The organism is Aeromonas sp. 604443 (genome assembly GCF_049170315.1).
GTDB lineage: Bacteria > Pseudomonadota > Gammaproteobacteria > Enterobacterales > Aeromonadaceae > Aeromonas > Aeromonas veronii_A.
Genome location: NZ_JAAKMI010000008.1, coordinates 41828 through 58553 on the forward strand (window position 1 = coordinate 41828; position 16726 = coordinate 58553).

Sequence of the window (16726 nt, forward strand, 5' to 3'; positions counted from 1 at the left end):
TTCAATGATTTCGTCAAACCCAACCTCATCTGCCTTGTCAGCTTGTTTTTGTTGATTGCACCCACTGCCTGGCAGATAACCGGATAACAATACTGCTCGCTCCCCTGCGGTCAGCAGACCGGATGAGGAGCACCACCTTTAGCATAAAGAAGAGATGCGTGATCTCAATCACACATTAATATCTTGAAACAATTTATCCGCTCAAAATTAATCACCGAATGACCGAATTACCCAGACTGGGTGTAAACGCGCAGATAAACAGGGGATAGGGCCGCAAGGGAGCTGAAATTAGCCTGTGAGGATGGCCGGATACCATCCACCGGGCAAACCGCCAGCAGAACAGAAAAACAAAAGAGCCTGCACGGGGCAGGCTCTTGGCAATATCACATCGGGCGTGATCAGGCAGCTTCGGCAGCCATCTGTGTCGGACGCACCATCACGCCAACTACGCAGGCCAGCAGGGTCGGCATCAGCCAGGCGAGGCCCTTGTCGAACAGCGGCAGGAAGGCAAACGCATCCATCTTCATGCCGGCAGCACCCAGACCATCCAGGCACCCGAACAGGAAGGCAACCATCAACACGCCACGGAACACCAGACGGGGACGGCCGAAGTAACCCTTCAGGAAGGTGACCAGCACCAGCGCCACGGCAACCGGATAGATGGCAACCAGCACCGGAATGGAGAGGCTGATCAGCTGGCTCAGGCCCACGTTGGCCACCACGGCACAGATAACGCCCAGCAACACCACCAGCTTCTTGTAAGCCATGCCGGTCAGATTGTGGAAGAAATCGGAACAGGCGGAGATCAGACCGACTGCAGTGGTAAAACACGCCAGAGTGATGATGGCCGCCAGAATGAACTGACCCGGCTGACCAAACAGGCTCAGTACGTAGGCGTTGACGATGGCGCCACCATTGCTGACATCCGTCGCCACACCGGCTGCCGTGTTACCCAGCTGGAACAGGGAGACGTACACCACGCTCAGACCAACGGCAGAGATGAGGCCGGCAATGGCCAGATACTTGAACTGGCTCTTGTAATCGTTGATGCCTTTCTGGCGCAGCAGATCGACGATCAGGGCGCCAAACATCAGGGACGCCAGGGTGTCCATGGTGTTGTAACCTTCCAGGATCCCTTTCACGAAGGGGCTGTTCTGATAGTCACCGGACGCGTCAGGCATGGCGCCTTGCGGCGCTACGAATACCCCGACCGCCAGAGTCAGCAGCAGCAGCATCAGTACCGGAGTCAGGTATTTGCCGATGGCGTCCATCAGCTTGCCCTGGTTCATGGAGACCAGAATGGCCACACCAAAGAAGATCACGGTATAGGCCGCCAGACCCGCTTGCCCCATATCACCGATGAACGGCTTGAGGCCCATTTCGTAGGCAACCAGACCGGTACGGGGCGCGGCAAAGGCCGGGCCTATGATGATATAGATGGCAACGGCCAGCGCAGTCGCAACACCGGCAGGCAGCAGTTTGGTCATGCCAGCCCAACCGTTACCGGCTTTCGCCACGGCCAGAATGGTTACCAGAGGCAGGCCCACGGCAGTGACCAGGAAGCCAAACATCGCCAGGGAGAGGTGCTCACCAGCCATGTAACCGGCCAACGGCGGGAAAATGATGTTACCGGCGCCCAAGTAGAAGGCGAAGGTCATAAACCCTAATCCGAGTACATCGGACAATGTGAGTGATTTCGTCAAGTTCAACCTCGTCTGTCTTGTAAATTATTGCTTGTTATAGTTTTTATCGGTCGCTGACCGGGTGTGTTCAGGGGGTATAAAAAAAGAGCCCCGCATGTTTTTTCATCGCAACCAGTGGTTTTAGCTGGTCTGGAGCGGGCGCTCGATCTGGAACCAGCATAATGGCGTGAAAAAATAGTTCAAGACGAAATTTACATCTTCAAATAGAAGGGGTTGGTCAGTTGGATATATCTGTCGGAATAGGCCCCATCAGCAGAATGGATCACAATTTCACCCCTCTCACACCTGTTTAATCCTCTGCCAAGTAGCAATAAAACACGATTTGCCTCTTTACCCTCTCTGGTGATAACAGCTGTATAACAAATGCCATGCAGATCATAATTCGCCGAAATGCATAAAATTTCATCGGCCATCGCCGTCGGCAGCACCAGCGCCACCTGCCCGTTCGGGCTCAACAAACGATTGCAGGCCGCCAGTAATGCGGGGCTGTCGAGGGCGCCGGTATGGCGGGCCAACGCCCGCGCCGGATCGCTAAATGACTGGCCTGCCACGAAATAGGGAGGGTTGGAGACGACAAGATCGTAAGGGGCGGCCTGATAATCCTGAATGGCACTCTCTATGATGGTCACCCGATCTGCCCAAGGAGAGGACGCCGCATTCTCCCGCGCCTGGCTGGCCGCATTAATATCCAGCTCGACCGCATCAAGACGGCAGTCAGATCTGCTGCGCTGGGCCAGCATCAGGGCGATCAGGCCGCTGCCGGTGCCGATATCGAGCACTCGACGCGCCTGTTCGACCGGCGCCCAGGCACCGAGCAAAATGCCATCGGTACCCACCTTCATGGCGCAGCGATCGTGATTGATATGGAACTGTTTGAAGGTAAATCCGCGACTACGTCCCATCTGGCCCCCGTCATCTGCAAAAATGGTGGGCGATTATAGCGGCTAAGACACACTCACCAATAGGAGCCGACGAGATAATCGCCTATAATCTGCCGTTTCCTTAATGACCGAGTATTGCCATGAGCCAGTCCTTTGATGATTTCGACCTGCACCCAGCCCTCAACCGGGCCTTGGCCGAGATGGGATTCACCCGCCCCACCACCATCCAGCAGATGGTGCTGGAGCCAGCCCTGGACGGCCGCGATATTCTGGCATCCGCTCCGACCGGTACCGGCAAGACAGCCTCCTTCCTGCTGCCGGCACTCCAGCACCTGCTGGACTTCCCGCGCCGCAAGCCGGGCCCCTGCCGCATGCTGATCCTGACCCCGACCCGCGAGCTGGCGCTGCAGGTGACCGCCCACGCCAAGGCGCTGGCGGCCCATACCAACCTCAGCATCGAAACCATCATCGGCGGCGTCAGCCATGAAGAGCAGCTGCCTGCCCTGACCAAGACCACCGACATAGTGGTGGCCACCCCGGGCCGTCTGCTCGAGTACATCGAGAAAGAGGAGTTCGAGAGCCACGACATCGAAGTGCTGGTGCTGGATGAAGCGGACCGCATGCTGGACATGGGCTTTATCAAGGATGTGAACCGCATCGTGGCCGAAGCGCGCTACCGCAAGCACACCATGCTCTTCTCCGCCACCCTGGAAGGGGCCGGCCTTGAGAAGTTCGCCAACGAGATCCTCAAGGATCCGGTGGAGCTGCACGCCGAGCCGCCCCGCAGCGAACGTCGCCCCATCACCCAGTGGATCCATCTGGCCGATGACGCCACCCACAAGCTGGCGCTGCTGACCCATATCCTGAAAGATCCGGAAACCCAGAAAGCCATCATCTTCGTCAAGACTCGCGAGCGTCTGGCGGAGCTCTCCGGCCAGCTGCAGGCTGCAGGTATCTGCTGCGCCTGGATCCGTGGCGAGATGGAGCAGAGCAAGCGTATCGAGTCGATCCGCAAGTTCCACGAAGGGGAAGTGCCCTTCCTGATCGCCACCGACGTCGCCGCCCGTGGCATCGACCTGCCGAACGTCAGCCATGTCATCAACTACGACATGCCCTACGGCGCCGACGTTTACGTTCACCGTATCGGCCGTACCGGCCGCGCCGGCAATCGTGGCTGCGCCATCAGCCTGGTGGAGGCCCACGACATGGCGATGGTCGCCAAGATCGAGCGCTACACCGAAGAGCGCCTCAAGCGCCGGGTGATCGACGAGCTGCGCCCGAAACATAAAGAGGCGCGGGTACCGGTGAAGAAGAAAAAGCCGGTCGACAAGAAGAAGTCCGCCAAGAAGAAAAAGAAGAAGTGATCGCCTGGCGATAAAGAGAAGGGCCATCCCGCGGGATAGCCCTTCTGCATTCTGCATCACTCTGACGAGTGGTTATGCCGCCACTCTGCGCATTCCCATATGGGGGATATCATCTTCGAGATAGCCTTCCCCTTCCGCCACAAAACCGTGCTGGCCATAGAAGCCCTGCAGATGGGCCTGCGCCCCCAGCCAGATGCTGTGGGTCGGCCAGCGTGCCTCACACGCCTTGACCGCCTCGCCGATCAGCTGGTGACCGAGACCACCGCCGCGCGCCTTGGGTGAAGTTACCACCCGACCGATGGCGGCGCCGCTCTCATCGCCGATACCGGGCGCCATGATCCGTGCATAGGCGGCCAGCAGATCGCCCTGATAGCCGAGCAGGTGCCAGACCCCTTCGCGGCGATCGAGCCCGTCCAGATCCTGAAAGGGGCAGGTCTGCTCCACCACGAACACCTCGGCCCGCAGCGCCAGCAACTCATACAACTCGTCTGTGGTCAGTTCAGACCAGGGTTTCAGGATCCAGTTCATCGGCAACTCCTTATCAGTTCGGCCTGCCAGCATAATCGTGGCGCCAGCGCCCTGCATTAACCTTTGTTAAGTTCTTTCAGCCGTTTGCGAATGCGGCTCAGGCTGATGGGGGTAATGCCGAGATAGGCGGCGATCTGGTGGTCGGGCACTCTGGCATCGAGCGCGGGAAAACTGTCGAGAAAGTGCTGATAGCGCGCCTGCGGGCTGCCGGTGAGCAGCAACAGCTCCTTCTCCTCCTTGATGCGCAACTGCACCTCCAGCAAGTGCTGATACCAGCGCGGCCAGCCGGGCAGCTGGCGCAGGTCGGCCAGACTGAACAGCTGCAGACGGCAAGACTCCAGCGCCTCCACGCTGTAGCGGGCTGGCTCGCCACTAAGCAGGTGGTGGAAGTCGAGAAACTCGTCCCCCTCCCAGTAGAACTCCTTGATGTACTCGCGGCCATCCTCCAGCACCAGCTTGGCCCGCAGCAGCCCCTGCTCCACCCTGACCAGCAGATCCGGGCTGTCGCCGGCGTGCCAGAGGCAGCTTTTCGGGCGGAGGGTCAGCGGGCGGGCAAAAGAGAGGAGGCGCGCGGCCTCCTCTCTATCTGCGACCTGCGCCCAATCGAAGGGGGGTCTGTCAGTCAGCATGATTAACAGCGACGCTGACGCACAGCTTCAAACAGGCAAACGCCGGTCGCCACCGAGACGTTGAGGCTGGATACCGCCCCCGCCATCGGGATGCTCACCAGCTCGTCGCAATGTTCTCGGGTCAGACGACGCATGCCTTTACCTTCAGCACCCATCACCAGCGCCATCGGGCCGGTCAGTTTGGCCTGATAGAGGTCGTGATCGGCCTCGCCAGCGGTGCCGACGATCCAGACACCGCGCTCCTGCAGCTCGCGCAGGGTACGGGCCAGGTTGGTGACCTGAATCAGCGGCACCACTTCGGCCGCGCCACAGGCGACCTTGCGCACAATCGGGGTGAGACCCGTGGCCTTGTCGCGCGGCACGATCACCGCATGAGCCCCGGCGGCATCGGCGCTGCGCAGGCAGGCGCCGAGGTTGTGCGGATCGGTCACGCCATCCAGCACCAGCAGGAAGGGCTGGCTCTGTTGTGCCGCCAACTCGTCCAGCAGGCTGGCCAGATCGTGCTCGGCCAGCTTCGGCGCCTCTTTCACCCGGGCCATGATGCCCTGGTGATTGTTGCCTTCCGCTTTGTCATCAAGGGTCTTGCGGTTCACGCTCTGCACGCGCAAGCCGAGGGACTCCAGCTCAGCCAGCAGGGGTTGCAGCCGGTCGTCATCCCGCCCCTTGAGGGCCCACACTTCGATAAAGCGCTCGGGAGTGCGCTCCAGCAGCGCGGATACAGCGTGAATGCCGTAGATCAGTTCAGTACTCATTTAGTGCTCTTGGCCTTATCGTGAGCTTTTTTGCCCGGTCGTCTGTTGCTGGGTTTGGCACGGCCACCCTTGGCGGGTTTACCGTGGTCCTTGCCCCCTTTCTCCTTGCGCTTTTCGTGGCGCTCGGCGCTCTTGGCCTTCTCTTTCTTGATCTCGGCCTGCTTGCGCGCCATCTCTTTGGCGTTCTTGCCGGTGGCCTTGAGCGGCTCTTCCACCATCACGAAGTCGATCTTGCGATCATCCAGGTTCACGCCCATCACCTTGACCCGCACCTTGTCGCCCAGACGGTAGCGACGGCGGAAGTTCTCGCCAATCAGCTGCATGTGCAGGGGATCAAACTGGTAGTAGTCGTTGGTGAGGGTGCTGACGTGCACCAGACCGTCGATGTGGATCTCCGCCAAACGGACGAAGAAACCAAAGCCGGTGACGCTGGCGATAACGCCGTCAAACTCGTCACCCACGTGATCCAGCATGTACTCGCACTTGAGCCAGTCGGCCACATCGCGAGTGGCATCGTCGGCACGGCGCTCGGTCATGGAGCAGTGCTCGCCCATCGGATCCACTTCTTCCAGCTGGTAGTGGTAACCACCGCTCGGGGTCCACTTGTGGCGCAGGTTGGCCTGCTGCTCCTTGGCAGTCTGGTACTTGATCGCGCGGTGCAGGATGAGGTCGGGGTAGCGACGGATCGGCGAGGTGAAGTGCGCATAGGACTTCAACGCCAGACCGAAGTGACCGATGTTGTCGGCCTGATAGATGGCCTGACGCATGGAGCGCAGCAGCATGGTGGAGAGCAGCTCCGCATCCGGGCGCCCCTCAAACTTGGCAGCCAGCTCGGCAAAGTCTTTCGGCTCGGGCTCGAGTCCGCCCTTGAGCTCCAGACCCAGTTCGGCCAGAAAATCGCGGAAACCGGTCAGACGCTCTTCGCCCGGACGGTCGTGCACCCGGAACAGGGCAAAGGCTTCGTTCTTCTCGATGTAACGGGCAGCAGCCACGTTCGCCTGGATCATGCACTCTTCGATGATCTTGTGGGCATCGTTGCGCACCAGCGGCACGATGCGGTCGATCTTGCGCTGGGCGTTGAAGATGAAGCGAGTCTCCTCGCTCTCGAACTCCACCGCACCGCGCTGATGACGGGCATGCTTGAGCGCCTTGTAGAGGTTGTTCAGCTCCTCGATATGGCCCACCAGCGGATCATACTGCTGGCGCAGCTTGGGATCGCCATCGAGGATCGCGGCAACCTTGGTGTAGGTCAGACGGGCGTGAGAATTCATTACCGCTTCGTAGAACTTGTAGCCGGACATGCGGCCAGCGGCGGAGATGGTCATCTCGCACACCATGCAGAGGCGGTCAACTTGCGGGTTCAGGGAACACAAGCCGTTGGAGAGCACCTCAGGCAACATGGGCACCACAAACTCGGGGAAGTAGACGGAGTTGCCACGCTGATACGCTTCGGCATCCAGCGCCGTGCCGGGCTTAACGTAAGCGGAGACGTCAGCAATGGCAACCCACAGACGCCAGCCACCACCGCGTTTGGCTTCACAGAAGACGGCGTCATCGAAGTCGCGGGCATCTTCGCCGTCGATGGTCACCAGCGGCAGGGCGCGCAGGTCGATGCGGCCCTCTTTGGCTTTCTCCGGCACCTGCTCGCCGAGACCGGCAACCTCTTTGGTCACCTCCTCCGGCCAGGTGTGCGGAATGCCGTGGGTACGCAGGGCAATTTCGATCTCCATGCCCGGCGCCATGTTCTCGCCCAGCACTTCCAGTACGGTGCCGACGGCATTGATACGGGAGGTGGCGCGCTGGTTGATGCGCACAACCACGACCTGGCTCTGACGAGCCCCTTTGTTTTCCCCTTCCGGGATGATGATGTCCTGGCCGATACGGCTGTCATCCGGCACCACGAAACCAACGCCATTCTCGACGAAGTAACGGCCGACAATGTCTGCCTCACGGGACTTGAGCAGGCGCACCAGACGCGCTTCCTGACGACCCTTGCGGTCGATCTCGGTCGGCTGCACCAGCACGTAATCGCCATGCATCAGGCGTTGCATCTCTCGGTTGTTCAGATACAGATCCGGACCACCACCTTCCGGACGCAGAAAACCGAAGCCATCCTTGTGGCCGATTACATAACCTTTGACCAGATTCAGGCGATCCGGCAGGGCATAACATTGGTTGCGAGTGAATACCAGTTGTCCATCACGCTCCATGGCGCGCAGACGACGACGCAAGGCTTCCAACGGCTCTTCATCTTTCAGCTTGAGGACCTTGGCCAACTCTTCACGGGACATGGGCTTTTCATGGCCCTTGATGAGTTCCAGGATCAACTCGCGACTGGCGATGGGGTTATCGTATTTTTCGGCCTCGCGTTCGAGGAAAGGATCTTTTTGAGACATAAGCAGGCCTTAGGGTAGGTGGTAACGGTGCCATTATATCGGAGGGGGGGGCGAATGGCATCCATCGGCTGCCTTTTGGCCAATCTCTCTGTCATACTATCTTCAGTTCGCTGGCATGATGAGACACAGAACTCATGAGTAAGGACACATTTGCCCAATCCGCCGCCTATCTCAAACAGGCAGTTCCCCTGATGATCAAGTACCAAATCCCAACTACGCCGGACAACTACCACCTGTGGTACAACTATGTCTCGGCCAGCATGCCCGAACTCAACCAGGCGATCGATCAAGCCATCAAACTGCAGGGAACCTGCTCGCTCACTACCTGCGAGCGCCTCTATCACCAATATCTGGCTGCGCAGGACGAACAGCAGATGGAGGCGATGAAGCTCAACCTTGCAGCCATGGCCAACGAGCTCGGCCACTCCATGCAGGATGCCATCTCCGATACCGGTATGTTTCAGGAGATGCTCGACAAGAGCTTCGACAAGTTAAGTAAGATCGACGATGAGGGGCTGAGCCTGGAAGATACCATGGGCATCTTGCGAGACTTGGTGCGCGAATCGCGGGATGTACGCATGTCCACCATGCACTTTCGCAGCCAGCTCAGCAATGCCGAGAAGGAGATCAAGGAGCTGCGTGCCGCGCTCAACGAAACCCGCAAACTGGCCAACGAGGATGCACTCACCAACCTGCTCAACCGCCGCGCCTTCGATCTGGAGCTGGAGGGGTTGATCCGCAGTCAGCACCCCTTTTCACTGATCCTCGCCGATATCGATCGGTTCAAAAATTTCAACGACGAATATGGGCACCTGCTCGGCGATCAGGTGCTGCGAGCCTTCAGCAAACGGCTGCGCGATGCCTGCAAGGAGGGGGTCACCGCCTATCGACTGGGTGGCGAGGAGTTCGCCATGCTGGTCCCCCATCGCTCGCTGGCGCTGGCCAGACAGATGGCGGAGAGCATGCGCCGTTCCATAGAGCGGATGTCGATTCTGGATCGCAAATCTGGCCGCCGCATCGACCACATCACCGCCTCGTTTGGCGTGGGCGAGTTCAACGGTCAGGAGAGTGCAGACTGTCTGGTCGAACGTACCGACAAGCTGCTCTACAAGGCCAAGGAGCTGGGGCGCAACCGGGTGATGCCGCTCCCTTCCTGATTTGTCCTCTGTCCGACCGCAATGCCAATGTAAAAAGCCAGTCAGCTCAACTGACTGGCTTTTTGGCCTCTCTTGCTCCAACAGGGGCTGTTAATTCCAGCCCCTGTGGAGAGCTGCTCAGTGTGAAAGATTACTCCTGCACCTCGCTGACACCTTCGACTTTCACATCAACACGGCGATCCGGAGCCAGGCAGACGATCAGCTCACGCTTGGACTTGCTGACGCAGCTGTCGCCGGTAACCGGTGAGGATTTACCACGCCCTTCCACATTGATCTTGGCGGCCGGGATCCCTTTACCAACCAGATAGTTGGCGACGGTCTGGGCACGCTGCTCAGAGAGTTTCTGGTTGTAGGCATCGGAACCGATACGGTCGGTGTGACCAATTACGGTTGCCACGCCATCTTTGGGTCGAGCCTCTTCAATCTGGCTGTAGAGGCTATCCAGAGCCTGACTGGCCTCTGGCTTGAGGGTCGCCTTGTTGAAGTCAAACAGCACATCAGAGCTCAGGGTGAACTGCTTCTCGACCATCACAGGCTCGGGAGCCGGGGCTGGTGCCGGAGCGGGTGCCACGGGGGCAACCTGACCAAAGCGATAAACCGCTGCCAACGACAGCAAGCCGTTATCCATTCTCAGGCCGGTATCATCACGGCTGCCATACGGGGTGGTGTACTGGTACTCTAGGCGAGCAGCCCAGTCGAGGTTAAACGCATACTCGGCACCCAGAGCACCGACCATGACAAAGCGGCTGTCATCCTTGTAGAGATCGCTCTTGGTATCAGCCCAGCCATAACCGCCACCGACACGACCATACAGATCCAGATTATCGGTAACCGGGAAACCCAGTTTCAGGGTCAGTTGGGCCAGCTGTGCTTTCACTTCATCACTGAAAGCGCCTGCCGCCGTAGTCGCATCGTATTTGTAATTGCCCAGGTAGTCGTAACCCAGCTCCAGCCCCAGATTTTTGTTGATCTGATAGCCGCCGAACACACCCGCACCCAGGGCATCGTTGGTCTCATTGCCAAGCGTCAGGGCATTGCTTTCATCAATGCCGTAGAAGTTGGACCAACCCAGTTTGGCACCACCATACCAGGTGTTGTCCTGACCGGCCGCCTGGGCATTGGCCGCCAGCAAGCCGGTAACCAGCAAGGTAATCAATGATTTTTTCATATCTGAGCCTCTGCAACTTTGTGTAGGAGGAGGTTGATTGATATCAACTCGTCTTCTAGGCGCAATCGCCCAAAAGCGATCACTGCAGATAAACGTTAGCCTATTTTCAAGTCCCTGATATCAATTAACAAAAAACACTGTAACGCAAACTTGTTACAAAAACAGCAACAAGCGTCTGTTATTTGAGCGTACAATGTCGCAAAACGAGCGTTCTACCCAGACTGACGGGTGAGAAAAGGGCCAGCCTCCGCCAGCCCTTGCATGTATCAGCGATGGATAAACTCGTAGTGCTGATCGATAAAATCAGCGACTCGCTGGCTCAATACCTTGTGCACCGTCCTGGTCGGATGCACCTGATCCCAGAACATATGCTCATCGCAGTTGAGAGTCGCTGCTCGCCCTTTTGCCTGCCCGCTCACCACCGCCTGCGCCAGGATCGGGTTACCGGCAATAGCCACTCTTTCGGAGACACTTAAAGCCGGGGTCGCAGCCACCTCGGCGGCGCTGCCGGAGAATGGCTTCCAGGTATAGCCGCCACCGTAGCAGGCGTGTTCTGTGTCACTCAGCCCGAACTGCTGAGGATCGCGCATCATCTCATCAAACTGCTTGTCCACTTCGAACAGCTTCACGATGCCAAGGGGAGCCAGCTCGCGAGTGAGGTTCTGCAACTTCTGGTTGTGGTAGCTGGCCACATGGCGCACCTTCTCCACCACCTTCATGCTGCGGGCTGACGGGGTCTGCCCCAGATCAGGAATGTTGAACAGCAGGATCTGCTGCGCGCCGTTGAGCACCAACCGGTTGGATGCCAGCCGGATGGTATCGATCACCCGATCCGCATCCCGCTCGCTGTTCCAGCCATAGGCCAGATAGTCGTTGGCACCGACCCAGATCACCACCAGATCATCGGGGCGGAACTTGTCCTTTTTCAGGAACTGATCGATCTCGTAATCGAGGTTGTTGATCACCTGATATTTGGGATCCCAGGACCAGAAACCGAGCCAGCCGTTCAGAGCCCCCAGATGGTTATAGGCCACCGCGGTCGCACCGCCTTCCGCCTCGTTGGCCACGACCAGACCGGGGAAACGCTCGTCACCCAACTGCTCCAGCCACACCGGGCCGTTGCTGAAGCGCCCATTGAAGTAGGGTGGGCTGGAGGGGAGATACCCCCGCATCTTTTTGTACATCTTGCCGGTGTCGGAGAGGCTGTCACCAAACATCACAACCCGGGAAAAAGGTTGGCGTCCCTCTGCCGCTTGCGCGGTCAATGCCATTAACCCCAATAAACAAACAAGCCATTTTTTCATATTGTTATGCTCTTCGATTAAGCAGGTGAGACCTGCGGACTTCTCCTCGAGTGGCGACAGGCATGGGAAGAGTCTGCTGCCACTGACTTCTGGTGAAGGCGACAGATTACAGTTCCAGATGAAATCACACATGTTCCGACACCGATGAAATCGCTTGCGCTCACAAAACAGACAATCACACCAGCCTATTCTTTCACGCTTGTTTCACGCCCCCCCCGGCACAATGCCCTCATACCAACGACAGGAGTATGAAATGAACAAGGCAAGCGCAAGCGTAATCGGACTGTTGACCCTGATGTCTGTCTCCTCTTTTGCCATGGCGGCCTATACCGGCCCGCAAGAGCAGAACAAGGTTTCCGTTGCTCAACTGAAAGATCTGGCAGATGACAGCTGGGCCACCCTGGAAGGGAAACTGGTCAAGCACCTGGGCGGCGAGAACTATCTGTTCCGTGATGCCAGCGGTGAAGTGGAGGTCGAAGTGGATCAGGATGTGTGGCGTGGCACCGAAGTGGGCCCGGACGACCTGATCCGCATTCGTGGTGAAGTGGACCACAGCTGGAACAAGACCGAAGTGGAAGTGAAAACCCTGGAGAAAGTGGGCGCGGCCCCGCAGACCAAGGGCGGCTTTATCGCCAAATAAGGCCACTTCAACGACGAACTGGCCAGACGTTAAAAGGGCGCTTGATATCAAGCGCCCTTTTGCATGGTTAACCCAGCGTCACCGCTTAACCGGCCCGACTGGCAAAGGCTCTCTTGAACCCCTTCTCGGCCTGATTGACCTTGTAGAGGTAACGGCGCGCCTCCTCTTTGGGATGCTGCTCGGTCAACACCTGATAGACCGCCTCGGGGGAGAGCCGGTTGATCCGACCCGGCGCCGCCTTGCGATCGCTGGAGAAGGTATTGAGTACCCCGCCAGCACCACCGTTATAGGCGGAGATCACCGCATAGCGACGGGAGCGCGGATCCTCGATATCCGCCAGATAGACGGTCTGCAACAGGTGCAGATAAGCGGTACCGACATCGATGTTGTAGGCCGGGTTGAACAGCTCCTCCCGGGTCGGCTGGCCATTCTTGCCCTTGACCCGAACATAGACGTCACGACCGGCGGTAGCCGGGATCACCTGCATCAGGCCATAAGCGTTGGCATGGCTCACCGCATAGGGGTTGAAGCTGCTCTCGGTCTTGATCACCGCATAGATCAGGCTCTCCGGCACGCCGTATTTGCGCGACGCTTCCCGGATGATCCCCGCATACTTGTAGCCCCGTCGATCTTCATGGTTGGCCACCATGGGAATATCGACGAAGAAGATGGTGCGAATCCCCAAAGTGCGCTTCTTCATCGCAGTGTTGAGCAGGTAATCGGCATAACGCTCGGCGCGCCAGGAGGCGCGGATTGGCTGGCGCTGATTGTCCAGCACCTGACCGTAGAGGAAGGGCTCGCCACCAGTCAGAATTTCCCGGTCGGAGTAAAGATCCACTTCGGCCGGATCGTCCGGCGTCAGCAGGGTCTCGATGATGGCGCGACGCAGGTGAGCGCGGGGATCGATGCCCGAGACCGTCTCCACCATGATGTGACCGCTGGAGAAGTCGATGTGGGCCCGGCTCTTGTACTGATCCGTGTATTTGACGTAGTCAAACTTGCCCGCAAACAGCGCCTCCCGCCCCCATATCTCGTTCACGTTATGGGAGAGCGCGCTGATCATGTGTTCAAAACCGCGGATGTCCTTGCCGTTGACCAGATCGTCATCCTCACTCCCGCTGGGCTTGGGGGAGGATGAGCAGGCAGAGAGAAACAGCAGGGTGCACAGCAGCCAAAAAATTCGGCCCATAGGATCCTCAAACCGGGCAGCAGAGCTGCCCATCATTCATTTGCTGCGACTTCAGGAGCGGTCACGCCAGTGTGGCGCCATTCCCGCACCTATTCACACGTACAACAGCCGGAGAGCTTACTGGGCAGGCGGGGTGTAACCTTCGATCTGCACTTCACCTGCATCAAACAGGTAGCTGACCATCTCTTTTTCCAGCAGTTGGCGATGCTCAAGATTCATCATGTTGAGCTTTTTCTCGTTGATCAGCATCACCTGCTTCTTCTGCCACTCGGCCCAGGCTTCCTTGCTGATGTTGTCAAAAATCCGCTTGCCGAGCTCACCGGGATAGAGTTGGAAATCCAGACCCGGGCCCTCTTTTTTCAGGCGTTGGCAAAATACAGTACGGCTCATGTTGACCTCTATGGTTGTAACTCTGGATAGGCGAGCAGACGGGCCGTGGCGGCCGCCAGCCCCACCTCGGCAGGATGGCGTAAGTTATACCAGAGTCGGTTATCTGCTTCCATGAGCCGCAGCGGCTGCGCCTCATCAATGTCAATCAGCAGCGGCCGAATATCGAGATGGAAGTGGCTGAATGTATGGCGAAAACCGGCCAGTTCCCGATAGCCGTGATGGCTCAGGCCAAGGGACGCCAGCAGACCATCCACCTCCGCCAGCGAAGCCACCTGCGGGAAGCAGTAGAGCCCGCCCCAGATCCCCTGCGGCGGCCGCTTCTCCAGCAGCAGCTCATCGCCGTGACGGATCAGCAGCATGATGCCATCGCGAGCCGGAATGCTCTTCTTCGGCTTGCTGTTGGGATAAGCGGTGGGCTTGCCTTGCGACAGCCCCTGGCAATCGGTCCGCACCGGACAGCGATCACAGGCAGGCTTGCTGCGGGTGCAGATTGTCGCCCCGATATCCATCATCGCCTGATTGTATTGCGCCACACCCAGCTTGGGAGTGAGCCGGATGGCGATCTCCCACAGCTCATTCTCCACCTGTTTTTGGCCCGGCCAGCCCGGCAGCGCCAGCCAGCGGGTGAGCACCCGCTTCACGTTGCCATCAAGGATGGCGTGAGGCTGACCAAGAGAGAGCGACAACACGGCCCCGGCGGTTGAGCGACCAATGCCCGGCAGCGCCACCACCTCGTCAAAGCGCTCGGGAAAGAGGCCGTGGTGGTGATCGCGGATCTGCTGGGCCGCCTTGTGCAGATTGCGGGCCCGGGCATAGTAGCCAAGCCCGGTCCAGTGGTGCAGCACCTCGTCGACGGGGGCATCAGCCAGTGCCACCACATCGGGGAAGCGTGCCATAAAACGTTGGTAATAGGGGATCACGGTAGCGACCTGAGTCTGCTGCAGCATGATCTCCGAGACCCAGACCCGGTAAGGGGTCTTCTCCTGCTGCCAGGGCAGGGTTTTGCGGCCATGAAGCTGGTACCACTCCAGAACCCTGCTTGCGAAGGTTGATTGATTCACGTTGTTCTCATGTCGTTGATATATGGGGAACTCTGCGGTTCCTTCGGCTCATCTGGCCTGCGCGGGCATAAAGTCATCCGGCACGCCAGCTGTCTGGTGCGGCAGCGTAAGGCCTCGTCACGCCCAAGTCAAAGCCGCGCTGACTGGCGCTGCGGGCAGGTGGTGGTCAGGCAGCAAAGCGGTAACAAAGACGATATACTCGGGCCCACGATTGATGACGGGAGAGACGGTTTGCAGACTTATCTGGTTGGGGGCGCAGTGCGGGATCGCCTGCTGGGATTGCCGCAGGGCGACAGGGATCATCTGGTGGTCGGCGCCACCGTGGAGCAGATGCTGGCGCTGGGGTTTACCCAGGTCGGTCGTGACTTTCCGGTATTTCTTCACCCCAAAACCCAGCAGGAGTATGCCCTCGCCCGTACCGAACGCAAACAGGGTCAGGGCTACACCGGCTTTGTCTGCCACGCCGCCCCCGATGTGACGCTGGAACAGGATCTGCTGCGCCGGGATCTCACCATCAACGCCATCGCCGAAGATGATCAGGGCCAGCTCCACGATCCCTACGGTGGCATCGAGGATTTGGAAAAGCGGCTGCTGCGCCACGTCTCTCCTGCCTTTGCCGAAGACCCGCTGCGCATCTTGCGGGTCGCCCGCTTCGCCGCCCGCTTCCACGCTCAGGGCTTTACCATAGCGCCGGAGACCCTCGCCCTGATGAGCGAGATGACGGCCGCTGGCGAGCTGGCCCACCTCACGCCAGAGCGGGTCTGGAAGGAGCTGGAAAAAGTGCTGCTGGGGCCAACCCCGCAGATCTTTATCGAGGTGCTGCGCCAGTGCGGCGCCCTCAAGGCACTCTTCCCCGAAATCGACGCTCTGTTCGGCGTCCCCGCCCCGGCCAAGTGGCACCCGGAGATCGACACCGGCATCCACACCCTGATGGTGCTGGAGCAGGCGTGCCGGATCTCCCCCGAGCTGACCGTCCGCTTTGCTGCCCTCTGCCACGACCTTGGCAAGGGAGTAACCCCCAAGGAGTTCTGGCCAAGCCATCACGGTCACGGCCAGAAAGGGCTGCCGCTTATTCGCGCTCTGTGCGAGCGGTTCCGGGTACCCAATGAGTGCCGGGATCTGGCGCTGCTGGTGAGCGATCTGCACACCCACATCCATATCGCCTTTGAGCTCAAGCCCGCCACCCTGCTCAAGGTGTTCGACAAGGCTGATGCCTGGCGTCGCCCCGAGCGCTTTGCCCAGCTGCTGGATGCCTGCCGCGCCGACTTCCACGGCCGCACCGGTTTCGAGGAGCGGGTCTACGCCGAGCCGGACTATGTGGCAGAAGCGCTGGCTGCCGCCCAGGCGGTGCCGGTGAAAGATATAGTGGCGGCCGGTTACAAGGGAGAAGAGATCAAGGAGCAGCTCGCCAAAAAGCGGACCGATGCCATTAGCCGCATCAAGGATGAGTGGACCTTTATCGAGGAGTAACCTCGGCCCCATAACAGACGGCCGCCCTGATGATGAGCTCCGCAAGGAGAGCATCGCCAGGGCGGCCGTTTTGCATCCAGATTGATATGTGAGG

Annotated in this window: 15 protein-coding genes; 4 read left to right on the forward strand and 11 right to left on the reverse strand. The window is 59.1% G+C overall.

The annotated features are described in order from the left end of the window. Nucleotides 1-398 precede the first annotated feature (398 nt). Both brnQ and G5380_RS12490 read right to left on the reverse strand, forming a co-directional pair. On the reverse strand, nucleotides 399-1703 hold the full coding sequence (gene brnQ, locus G5380_RS12485; protein WP_266135400.1) for a branched-chain amino acid transport system II carrier protein: 1305 nt from the start codon (nucleotides 1701-1703) through the stop codon (nucleotides 399-401). Nucleotides 1704-1894: 191 nt separating this feature from the next. Next, the gene (locus tag G5380_RS12490; RefSeq protein ID WP_266135399.1) at nucleotides 1895-2605 is read right to left on the reverse strand and encodes a tRNA1(Val) (adenine(37)-N6)-methyltransferase; all 711 of its coding nucleotides are present in this window, start codon (nucleotides 2603-2605) and stop codon (nucleotides 1895-1897) included. A 119-nt stretch (nucleotides 2606-2724) separates the two neighbouring features. On the opposite strand from G5380_RS12490, the gene srmB reads away from it, so the two are divergent. Then, nucleotides 2725-3948, forward strand: a complete 1224-nt coding sequence (gene srmB / locus G5380_RS12495) for an ATP-dependent RNA helicase SrmB (protein ID WP_421352788.1) — start codon at nucleotides 2725-2727, stop codon at nucleotides 3946-3948. A 72-nt stretch (nucleotides 3949-4020) separates the two neighbouring features. Here the strand turns inward: srmB and G5380_RS12500 are convergent, their stop codons facing one another. The 4 genes from G5380_RS12500 to rnr are packed head-to-tail and all read right to left on the reverse strand — an operon-like array spanning nucleotide 4021 to nucleotide 8253. Beyond that, the gene (locus G5380_RS12500; protein ID WP_266135398.1) at nucleotides 4021-4476 is read right to left on the reverse strand and encodes a GNAT family N-acetyltransferase; all 456 of its coding nucleotides are present in this window, start codon (nucleotides 4474-4476) and stop codon (nucleotides 4021-4023) included. Between the two features lie 56 nt (nucleotides 4477-4532). Then, nucleotides 4533-5105 (reverse strand): Crp/Fnr family transcriptional regulator, encoded by a 573-nt coding sequence (locus G5380_RS12505; protein WP_266135397.1) that lies wholly within the window; start codon nucleotides 5103-5105, stop codon nucleotides 4533-4535. A 2-nt stretch (nucleotides 5106-5107) separates the two neighbouring features. Next, complete coding sequence (gene rlmB, locus G5380_RS12510; protein ID WP_421209354.1) at nucleotides 5108-5857, reverse strand: 23S rRNA (guanosine(2251)-2'-O)-methyltransferase RlmB; 750 nt, start codon at nucleotides 5855-5857, stop codon at nucleotides 5108-5110. Continuing rightward, nucleotides 5854-8253 (reverse strand): ribonuclease R, encoded by a 2400-nt coding sequence (gene rnr / locus G5380_RS12515; RefSeq protein WP_421206179.1) that lies wholly within the window; start codon nucleotides 8251-8253, stop codon nucleotides 5854-5856. Before rnr ends, rlmB begins: the two co-directional genes overlap by 4 nt. Before the next feature lie 134 nt (nucleotides 8254-8387). Between rnr and G5380_RS12520 the strand changes: the two genes are divergently transcribed. Further along, entirely contained in the window at nucleotides 8388-9410 is a 1023-nt protein-coding gene (locus tag G5380_RS12520) for a GGDEF domain-containing protein (RefSeq protein WP_005343157.1), read from the forward strand. A gap of 130 nt (nucleotides 9411-9540) precedes the next feature. On the opposite strand, the gene ompA is transcribed toward G5380_RS12520, so the two are convergent. Further along, nucleotides 9541-10578: a porin OmpA gene (ompA, locus tag G5380_RS12525; protein WP_227341426.1), complete on the reverse strand. Its 1038-nt coding sequence runs from the start codon at nucleotides 10576-10578 to the stop codon at nucleotides 9541-9543. Nucleotides 10579-10844: 266 nt separating this feature from the next. Continuing rightward, on the reverse strand, nucleotides 10845-11882 hold the full coding sequence (locus tag G5380_RS12530) for an SGNH/GDSL hydrolase family protein (protein WP_263085376.1): 1038 nt from the start codon (nucleotides 11880-11882) through the stop codon (nucleotides 10845-10847). Between the two features lie 253 nt (nucleotides 11883-12135). Between G5380_RS12530 and G5380_RS12535 the strand changes: the two genes are divergently transcribed. Beyond that, on the forward strand, nucleotides 12136-12522 hold the full coding sequence (locus G5380_RS12535) for a YgiW/YdeI family stress tolerance OB fold protein (RefSeq protein ID WP_075113210.1): 387 nt from the start codon (nucleotides 12136-12138) through the stop codon (nucleotides 12520-12522). An 85-nt stretch (nucleotides 12523-12607) separates the two neighbouring features. On the opposite strand, the gene mltC is transcribed toward G5380_RS12535, so the two are convergent. The 3 genes from mltC to mutY all read right to left on the reverse strand — a co-directional run bounded on the left by mltC (nucleotide 12608) and on the right by mutY (nucleotide 15162). After that, nucleotides 12608-13711, reverse strand: a complete 1104-nt coding sequence (gene mltC, locus G5380_RS12540) for a membrane-bound lytic murein transglycosylase MltC (protein ID WP_042052484.1) — start codon at nucleotides 13709-13711, stop codon at nucleotides 12608-12610. 117 nt (nucleotides 13712-13828) lie between these two features. Further along, nucleotides 13829-14101 carry an oxidative damage protection protein gene (locus G5380_RS12545; RefSeq protein ID WP_005335828.1) on the reverse strand — a complete coding sequence of 91 codons (273 nt, stop codon included), beginning with the start codon at nucleotides 14099-14101 and terminating at the stop codon, nucleotides 13829-13831. A gap of 8 nt (nucleotides 14102-14109) precedes the next feature. Next, the gene (mutY, locus tag G5380_RS12550; protein ID WP_421209352.1) at nucleotides 14110-15162 is read right to left on the reverse strand and encodes an A/G-specific adenine glycosylase; all 1053 of its coding nucleotides are present in this window, start codon (nucleotides 15160-15162) and stop codon (nucleotides 14110-14112) included. A 231-nt stretch (nucleotides 15163-15393) separates the two neighbouring features. Here mutY and G5380_RS12555 point away from each other — a divergent pair, with 231 nt between their 5' ends. Further along, on the forward strand, nucleotides 15394-16632 hold the full coding sequence (locus G5380_RS12555; RefSeq protein WP_421348257.1) for a multifunctional CCA addition/repair protein: 1239 nt from the start codon (nucleotides 15394-15396) through the stop codon (nucleotides 16630-16632). The last annotated feature ends 94 nt before the right edge of the window (nucleotides 16633-16726 follow it).

Excerpts from the sequence above, each read along its gene's own strand:
- G5380_RS12535 (WP_075113210.1), top strand. The coding sequence starts at position 12,136 with ATGAACAAGGCAAGCGCAAGCGTAATCGGACTGTTGACCCTGATGTCT.
- G5380_RS12545 (WP_005335828.1), bottom strand. The coding sequence starts at position 14,101 with ATGAGCCGTACTGTATTTTGCCAACGCCTGAAAAAAGAGGGCCCGGGT.
- G5380_RS12520 (WP_005343157.1), top strand. The coding sequence starts at position 8,388 with ATGAGTAAGGACACATTTGCCCAATCCGCCGCCTATCTCAAACAGGCA.
- G5380_RS12530 (WP_263085376.1), bottom strand. The coding sequence starts at position 11,882 with ATGAAAAAATGGCTTGTTTGTTTATTGGGGTTAATGGCATTGACCGCG.
- G5380_RS12500 (WP_266135398.1), bottom strand. The coding sequence starts at position 4,476 with ATGAACTGGATCCTGAAACCCTGGTCTGAACTGACCACAGACGAGTTG.
- mltC (WP_042052484.1), bottom strand. The coding sequence starts at position 13,711 with ATGGGCCGAATTTTTTGGCTGCTGTGCACCCTGCTGTTTCTCTCTGCC.
- G5380_RS12505 (WP_266135397.1), bottom strand. The coding sequence starts at position 5,105 with ATGCTGACTGACAGACCCCCCTTCGATTGGGCGCAGGTCGCAGATAGA.
- ompA (WP_227341426.1), bottom strand. The coding sequence starts at position 10,578 with ATGAAAAAATCATTGATTACCTTGCTGGTTACCGGCTTGCTGGCGGCC.
- G5380_RS12490 (WP_266135399.1), bottom strand. The coding sequence starts at position 2,605 with ATGGGACGTAGTCGCGGATTTACCTTCAAACAGTTCCATATCAATCAC.
- srmB (WP_421352788.1), top strand. The coding sequence starts at position 2,725 with ATGAGCCAGTCCTTTGATGATTTCGACCTGCACCCAGCCCTCAACCGG.
- rlmB (WP_421209354.1), bottom strand. The coding sequence starts at position 5,857 with ATGAGTACTGAACTGATCTACGGCATTCACGCTGTATCCGCGCTGCTG.
- rnr (WP_421206179.1), bottom strand. The coding sequence starts at position 8,253 with ATGTCTCAAAAAGATCCTTTCCTCGAACGCGAGGCCGAAAAATACGAT.